Source organism: Okeania sp. SIO3B5 (genome assembly GCF_010692555.1).
Taxonomy (GTDB): Bacteria; Cyanobacteriota; Cyanobacteriia; order Cyanobacteriales; family Microcoleaceae; genus Okeania.
Map to the genome: position 1 here is coordinate 1 of NZ_JAAHHG010000434.1, position 8,577 is coordinate 8,577.

Annotated in this window: 3 protein-coding genes; 1 reads left to right on the forward strand and 2 read right to left on the reverse strand. The window is 38.3% G+C overall.

Translation table 11 applies throughout. The features are described from left to right. Positions 1 to 427 precede the first annotated feature (427 nt). Both F6K54_RS34615 and pheT read right to left on the reverse strand, forming a co-directional pair. The gene (locus F6K54_RS34615; protein WP_293088169.1) at positions 428 to 4,570 is read right to left on the reverse strand and encodes a response regulator; all 4,143 of its coding nucleotides are present in this window, start codon (positions 4,568 to 4,570) and stop codon (positions 428 to 430) included. 471 nt (positions 4,571 to 5,041) lie between these two features. Beyond that, positions 5,042 to 7,492, reverse strand: coding sequence for a phenylalanine--tRNA ligase subunit beta (gene pheT, locus F6K54_RS34620; protein ID WP_293088171.1), 2,451 nt, complete (start codon positions 7,490 to 7,492; stop codon positions 5,042 to 5,044). A 529-nt stretch (positions 7,493 to 8,021) separates the two neighbouring features. Between pheT and F6K54_RS34625 the strand changes: the two genes are divergently transcribed. Beyond that, positions 8,022 to 8,577: transposase (locus F6K54_RS34625; RefSeq protein WP_293088173.1), on the forward strand; the 556-nt coding region annotated here is incomplete at its 3' end.

Here is an 8,577-nt window from a genome sequence, read left to right on the forward strand (position 1 = left end):
AGCTAGATTTCGGTCTATGTCGAGGAGTTTAGAAGTCTGTTGACAGGCTTTAAGCAAATGTGGATTCATCCCATTTGCGGTGTATTAACCACGGAATCCAGGGTGTTTCAACCCCTGGAGATGTCAATTTCTCCTTCCTTTCGTCTTTCTTCGCTCCTGAATTGCAGAATTGCAGAATTGCAGAATTGCTGAATTCTGAGTAGTTTATTTATAACTGTTCAACCGGACATGATATTACAGCGGTTTTCATTTCAATAGACCACAGTAGGGACGTTGCATGCAACGTCCCTACATGGTTTTGGTTATAACGATGTGGTTCATCAATTTGAAAAGCGCTGTAAAAGCTAATGCACAGTTTTAGCTGTGTCAGTCTACTACCAATAGCTCTTCCTTCTTTCTTCTTCCTTCTTCCTTCTTCCTTCTTCCTTCAAATATAAGCCTGAAGTTCAGACCGCAAGGCAGTCTCGACCAGCCTATATTCTGCCTGTGCCTGAGATAAAATCTTATCCGCTCCTTCTGTGATACCTCCACGCCCAATATATTCTAACTCTTTGCAAAGCTCAGACAAATTGTTGGCCCCCACAGAAGCACTACTAGATTTCATGCTATGAGCAGATCTTTGTAGTAATTTTGCCTCTTGTTGTTTAATTGCTTGACTCATTTCATCTAACAGTTTAGGCGAATCTTCCAGATAGCAATCAATTACTTCTACTAAAAGCTCTGATTCACCTCCAGCCATTTCCTTCAACTCTTGCAACACTGACAGATCGACAACTCCTTCTAACTCTGGTTGAGGTAAAACATCTTGTTCAGTTTTTGTTTCTGGGAAATTGCATTTACTTAAAGCTGTAGTCAATGCTTCTAAGCGAACTGGTTTACTAATATAGTCATCCATACCAGCAGCTAGACAATTTTCCCGGTCGCCCTGCATTGCATTGGCCGTCATAGCAATAATACGGGGGCGTTTTTCTTTTTCCCATTCAGTACAAATTTGGCGTGTAGCAGTCAAACCATCCATTTCTGGCATTTGTACATCCATCAGTACCACATTATAAGATTGACGACGTAAAGCTACTAATACCTCTAACCCATTAGCTGCCACATCAACTCGATATCCTAAATTTTTGAGAATATTAATTGCTACTTTTTGGTTAACGACATTATCTTCTGCTAATAGAATTTTCAGAGGTAATTTTTCTGCTAACTTGATATTTGATTGAATTTTAGATTTTTGTGTATTATTAACCGTACCCCCTTTCAGGATACCTACTAAAACTTTTTCTAGTTGGGATTGTTTAATTGGCTTGTTGAGATAAGCAGCAACATTGATATTAAGGTTCTGACTAGAATATTCTAGTTCACTTAGAGAGCTGAGAAAAACTAAAGGCAATTCTTGACAATTTGGTAACTGGCGAACTTTCTTAGCTAGAGTAAAGCCATCCATTTCTGGCATATGTACATCTAGAATAGCAAAATCAAATGTCTGTCCTGACTGTAATAAATTTATCGCCTCTTGCCCACCACTCAAAGCTTGAGACATCATAGATAAAGATTCTGCTTGAAGTGTTAGCACTTGCCTGTTAATAGCATTGTCATCTACAACTAACAAATGTTTATTTTTTAATATTGTTTCAATTTCTGATTTATTACTAAGATATGAATTATCAGTAACAGCAGTAGCTACTACAGTGAAAAAGAAAGTCGAACCAACTCCTGCTTCACTTTCTACCCACATCTTTCCTCCCATAATTTCACTTAACCGCTTGCTAATAACTAACCCCAATCCTGTGCCACCATGGATACGGGTTGTAGAAGCGTCAACTTGACTGAAAGGTTTGAACAGACGATCCATACGATCTTGAGGAATACCAATACCAGTATCTTTAACCGCAAATTGTATTTCGTAGACAGCAGAGCAGGAAACATTTGATTCTAGATGTTGTGTTTGATGGGAAATAGGAGAATTCCTTTTTTGCCCAGAGTCTAAATCTTGATTTTGAAGTGAAGCTGTTACTGATACTACCACTTCCCCAATTTCTGTAAATTTGACTCCATTGCTGAGGAGATTAACTAATACTTGACGTAATCTAGTTACATCTCCTACTATAAGTTCAGGAGTTTGTGGTTGTATTAGATAAGCTAGCTCTAAATTTTTTTCGGCTGCTTTTGGAGCCAATAAATCTAGACATTCCTCTATACAGCTTCTGATATTAAAAGGTTGTTCCTCTAAATCTAGTTTACCAGATTCAATTTTAGAGAAATCAAGAATATCATTAATTAAGATCAACAAAGCATCTCCACTGTTGCGGATAACTTCGACAAAATCTTGCTGGTATGGTTTTAGCTCTGTGTCTAACAGTAAACCTGTCATCCCAATGACTGCATTCATTGGAGTCCGGATCTCATGACTCATTGTAGCGAGAAATTCACTTTTGGCTCGGTTAGCAACTTCTGCTTCTTCTTTAGCAGCTCTGGTTCGGTCTTCTGCTTGTTTCTTCTCTGTAATATCTGTTATTGTGCCAACAGCGCGATAGGGTTGACCTGATTCGTCACAAATACGTTGTCCTTTGATAAATATCCAGACATAATGCCCATCCCGATGTTTGATGCGATGGTTATGCTGAAAACGTTCTGTTTCTCCTGCTAAATGTGCTTCTACATCTCTAACGGTTGCTTCTAGATCGTCTGGATGTATATTATCTGACCAAGTAGATAAAGTGTGGGGAAGTGGATCGTCTTCGTAACCAATAATTCTCATCCAGGTAGGTGAATAGTAAACCTGATTTGTTTGTATATCCCAATCCCAAAGACCATCATTTGTACCAGATATAGCAAGTGCATAGCGTTCTTCACGATCGCTCAAAATAGATTCTATCCGGCGACGTTGAAGAATTTCTGCACTGAGGTCTTGATTTTTTTTGTTTAGTTCTTGAGTTCTTTCCTTGACTCGGTTTTCTAGAGATTCGTTTGTGTGCTTAATTTCAATAAATTTCTCATGTAAAGCTAATAACATTAACTGAAAGTTCGTAGTGAGGGTATTAATTTCTTCGATCCTACTTTTCCTTGGTAAACCTATAGGAATTTCTTGATATAGCAGTTTTTGAGGTAAGTCTGTAGTAACTTGTGTTAGTTTTAACAAGGGCGTTACTAATCTTTTACTGACCAGCACTGATATGATTAATCCTACCACTGCGATTATTTGCATTGTCACCAGATTTTTAATATAACTTGTTTCTAGGAAGTCTATGTAGGGTGCTGTGGGTAAGGTGACATATAGAGTCCAAGGAATATCGGCACTAATTTGTATCTTTTTTCCATAGAAAGATTCTTTCCATCGTTTTATCTTTGGCATTCCTAGTGTTGTTGGTTGCCACTTAAAGATATCTCCATAGTATTCCACATTTCCTGTGTCCAGTAAGTCAAATTTTTTCTCCGTAGTTACCTCTGAGCTACCCTCAGTAATGATGTATTTTTCGCGATCAACCAGTGTTGTTTTTATTTCTTTTATTTGAGTATTTAGTTGCTGGAGTTGACCTAATTCAGCTATGCCTATAGAAGCATAAGCTATTCCCTGGAAACTATTATCTTTAACTATTGGTGCTATGATACCTATATGAGGTACATTAGATGCTTTATCTCTATGAATATCTGTAACTTGTGTTTGCAATTCTTTGGCTAGTTTGCTCCAAGTGTACTTATAAGATATGTTCAAGTTGAGTAATGATTCTCCAAATTCATTCAATGCAGGTTCAGCAGCAATTATATTACCCTTAGGATCGGTAACATATACTTTTAAAAAAGAGCTAAATGCTTTTTTCATTACTGATGTACTTTGTTGGAGAGTAGATATTTCATTATCGGGTACTTGAGCTGCTATTTTTGCTAACTCTTCAACAGCATACAAGTGTTTTTCATACCAAAACTGTAAATTATTTACCAGAGGAATTGTTGCTGCATTCAGTTCTTTTTGAATGTCTTTTTCTACTATTGTCAGTATATGTTGTCCATTAAATATTGTGAGGATTAAAGCAGGTAATAAAATAAATGCGACTAATAAGTTAAAAATAGTTTGTTGAAAAGATATTTTTTTGTAATATTTAGATATTTTTAAAAGTTGACGCATGGGTAAATAACTGACAATTAAGTTAGCAATTAAGGCGTTTAAAAAGCCATTAATTGATTGCTTCATCATAATTAATACAGTTTGTGTTGTACCTACTTTCAACACTAATCCGTAAAATAATACTGCTAGAGGCATCCCAATCAAAAGCCAATATATTCCATCTAGCAAGACTATATTTTGCAGATAGCGACGCTTTAACATTATTCCCACAAACATAGCTTCTAGGGTAAAAACAGCGATCGCATAGGGATGGTGCCAGAGGAAGTATGTGTGGCTACCGACAATTAAGCCTGCTATTGTTCCCCATACAGCTCCATAGAGTTCGACTATTATAAAAACTGCAATACTACCGAAGAGAAAATCTACCCCAAAGAATAAAGGTAATTTAAAATAATTGCCTAAATAACCTAAGATAATTAGTAATATTAACCCGAGTTTGCTTATCAAGGCAGAATTTTTTGGTAATTTTTTATTTTTATGGAAAAAGTTCATTTTTTTTTTAACTTTATTTTTGGGAATTCTTAACATTTATTAAGTTGTTATTAACTTGATGGCATTCAAGTTGTTAAATTGGGATAATTAAAATCTGTAATTATCCATAAGTCGGAACAATAAATATTATCTTAACTATCTTAATATTAATCTATTAATAAAAAAATAGCTACAGAGAACAGTTGATAATTTGGTTAAGATTCTGATAAATTTATCCCTATTCCCTCTTTCCTCTTCCTTCTTTCTTACTTCTACCATTTGTAACAAACATTTATCAAATTGGTATCAAACTCCATCAAATTTTAGACACCGTGCAGACAGTGGATTTTTGTACCCTTGCTCCCTTTGGTTACGGGTAGAGAGAGGTCAGGAGCCAGAATTACCTTTTGCCTTCTGCCTTCTGCCCTCTGCCTTTCCTGATAAATATTAACTTCTGAGATTTACTTGAAATTTATCAACCAAAGCATCTCGAACCTTTTGCTGAATTGGGTCAATATCTGCATCAGTAAGAGTACGATCGCTCATCCGATAGATTAACCGAAACGCTAAACTCCTTTGATCTTCCGGTACATTTTCACCCCGATATTCGTCAAATAATTCTATTGACTCTAATAACTTTCCAGCAGACTCAGAAATTACCTGTTTAATCTCATTCACAGACACATCAACTGACACAAAGAAAGCAATATCTCGGTCAGCAGATGGGAACGTAGAATAACTGCTAAACTTGCGCCTCAACATATCTGCTTGAGTCATCACTGACAAAAGTAACTCTAAACTTAGCTGAAAAACATAAACCTCATCTGGTAACTCTCGTTCCTGTCGTAGTTGAGGATGCAATTGCCCGAATACACCAAGATATTTACCTTCCAACCATAATGACGCTGTTCTCCCTGGATGCAACAAAGGATTTTCTGAGCTTTGTTTATACTCAACTGCTAAATAGAGTCGTTCAAACACTTGTGTCAAAATACCTTTAGCTTCAAACCAACTTAAAGACTGTTCCTGACCACCTAGAGTCCAACTTTTGGGAGCATTGCTAATAATTCCGGCGATCGCATCTGCTTCCTCAAAATTTTCTCCCTGTTTCCAGAAAATACGACCTATTTCAAACCCATTTAATGCTCCATTTCCTTGTTCGAGATTATATTGAAAAGCATCAATAAGTCCAGTTAGTAACTCTGTACGCAGAGCAGAATATTCTACAAATAAAGGGTTAGCGATCGCTATTTGATTTTCCTCACCTTGCTTAACCAAAGAATAGTGCATCAATTCAGTCAACCCTGCTCCACGGAAAGCTGCCCTGAGACTCAGCACCGCAGACTGTTCCGGTGGTAAATAACCAGCAGCACTTTTGCTGGGTAGAGTTTCGCAAAAGTTATCATATCCATACAAACGGGCAACTTCTTCTATAAGATCTATTTCCCGTTCTAGATCTCGATAACGATACGGAGGTACTGTCACATTCCAAACTACTTCCTCTGTAGTTTCCGATCTAATTAAACCACATCCTAAAGATGTGAGAATACCTTCAACTTCTTCTGGTTGGAGAAAAGATTCATACAAAGTACCTTCTCCGCGCTTCAGTGGTCCTAAAATTTCATTAATTCGGTTGAGACGGAGGGATAGTTCGCGTACTGTCAGGTGTTCTCCTGCCGTGCTAAAAGTTTCTTGAGTAGTAGCATTTCCACCAGCTAGTTCAGTAATCAACATAATAGCACGACGGCAGGCCAATGCTAATTCAGCTTGATTAACCCCACGTTCATATCTAGTTGATGCTTCTGTACGTAGACTTTGAGTCCGAGCTGAACGACGGATAGCGATCGGAGCAAAAATTGCTGCTTCCAATAATAGGTTTGTAGTATTGTCATCAACTTCCGTTTCTTCACCACCCATTACCCCAGCTAAAGCAACTGGTTTGTCATTGGCCGTAATCAATAATGTTTCAGCTTCTAGGGTTCGCTTTTGACTATCTAGGGTAATCAGAGATTCGTCAGGCTTTGCATAACGAACTCCTATTGTCAACTGCTCATTACCTGTCAGACTTATTAACCTATCTAGGTCAAAACCATGAAGTGGCTGACCCCACTCTAACAAAATATAGTTAGTAACATCTACTACATTATTGATAGACCGGATACCTGCAGCATCCAATCGTTGTTTTAACCATCCTGGTGAAGAAGCAATTTTTACTCCTTCAATGAGAGTACCAATATAAACCGGGCAAGCTGCCGACTCTGAGATATCTATTTTCAGACTACTGGAGCTTTCTTGCTCTGTAATCAAAGTGCCAGAAGCTTCTGGTATTCTCAGAGACGCTCCTGTCAAGGCAGCCACTTCCCGAGCAACGCCAATCATACTGAGAGCATCAGCACGATTTGCCGTTGTTGTCAAGTCTAAAATAACGTCGTCTAGACCAAGTAAAGGCCGAACATCACTGCCTAACTGTGGATTTTCCAATTCAAATATATGAATTCCTTCAGAATCTTTTGTTAAGCCCAATTCTGCCAAGGAGCAAATCATCCCTTCCGAGGGGACACCTCGTAGTTTACTCTTTTTAATTTTTAAGTCAATTTTCGACAAATAAGTACCAATAGTTGCTACTGGCACATAAATATCGGCTTTGGCATTCGGCGCTCCACAGACAATATTTAATGGCTCTGCTTTACCAATATCTACTTGGCAAACCCTAAGTTTATCAGCATTAGGATGCTTATTAGCTTCTAGTATTTTTCCTACAACTACCCCGGCTGCCCAGGTGCTTCGATCTTCTATTTCTTCTACCTCAAAACCTGCCATTGTCAGAGTTTCGGCTAAATCTTCTGGAGAAATTTTGATGTCTACCAGTTCCCGCAACCAGTTCAGAGAGATACGCATTCTTTAGTAATTTCCTTTAGGCACAGTAGAGCAAGATATTTGCTCTTAGGCCATATTTATAACTTCAAATAATATTTTATCTCTCTGGTGGGTGGCAGGGCTGTTTCATTCTAAATTTTTGCGTTTCTCTCAAAGCCTGATGGGGAGACAGTTATGGGCAGTTCTACTTCACTGAAGTGAAAAGTCCACTTTTAATCATAAATTAAAAGCCTCCATCCCCATGTCTCCGCGTCCCCGCGTCTCCGTGTCTATCGAGGTGTCTCCGCGTCCCCGCGTCTCCGCGTCTCCGTGTCTATCGAGAATGAAACAGCCCTGGGTGGGTGGGGTCATAATTTGTCAAACTTTTAATTTATTGTCGGCCTTGATGGTCAATGGGATATGGCAAAAAAACCGTTATTTGTTTTATCAAGATGTTGCGAGAAGACCCGCGCTCTCCTCCAAGGGAGCGTCGGGATGAATCGCAATCAATGTTGATATTTCATACACAATGTGTTAAAATGTGATAAAGTTAATTAGCAAATAATCATAGATGGTTGAAAAAGCGTACAAATTTAGGTTTTACCCAACTCCGGAACAGGAAAATCTGTTGAGGAGAACCTTGGGATGTGTACGCCTCATCTACAACAAAGCTTTAGCAGTGAGAACTCAAGCCTGGCATGAACAAAAGCAACGAGTGAGCTACAAACAAACTTCAGCTATGCTTACAAACTGGAAAAAGCAGGAAGATTTAGATTTTCTTGACAGAGTAAGCAGTGTACCATTGCAGCAAGGGTTGAGACATCTACAAACTGCTTTCACTAACTTTTTTAGTGGACGGACTAAATATCCCAGCTTTAAGAAAAAGCGTAATGGTGGCAGTGCTGAGTTTACGAAGTCGGCATTTAAGTGGAAAGATGGTCAAGTCTATCTAGCTAAATGCTCTGAACCGTTACCTATTAGATGGAGTAGACAACTACCACAAAACTGTGTGCCAACAACAATAACAGTGAAACTTGACCCCTCTAGTAGATGGTCTGTGTCTTTGAGAGTCAATGATACCAGGGATTTAAAACTTAAACCAGTCCAGAAACAAATAGGTATTGATT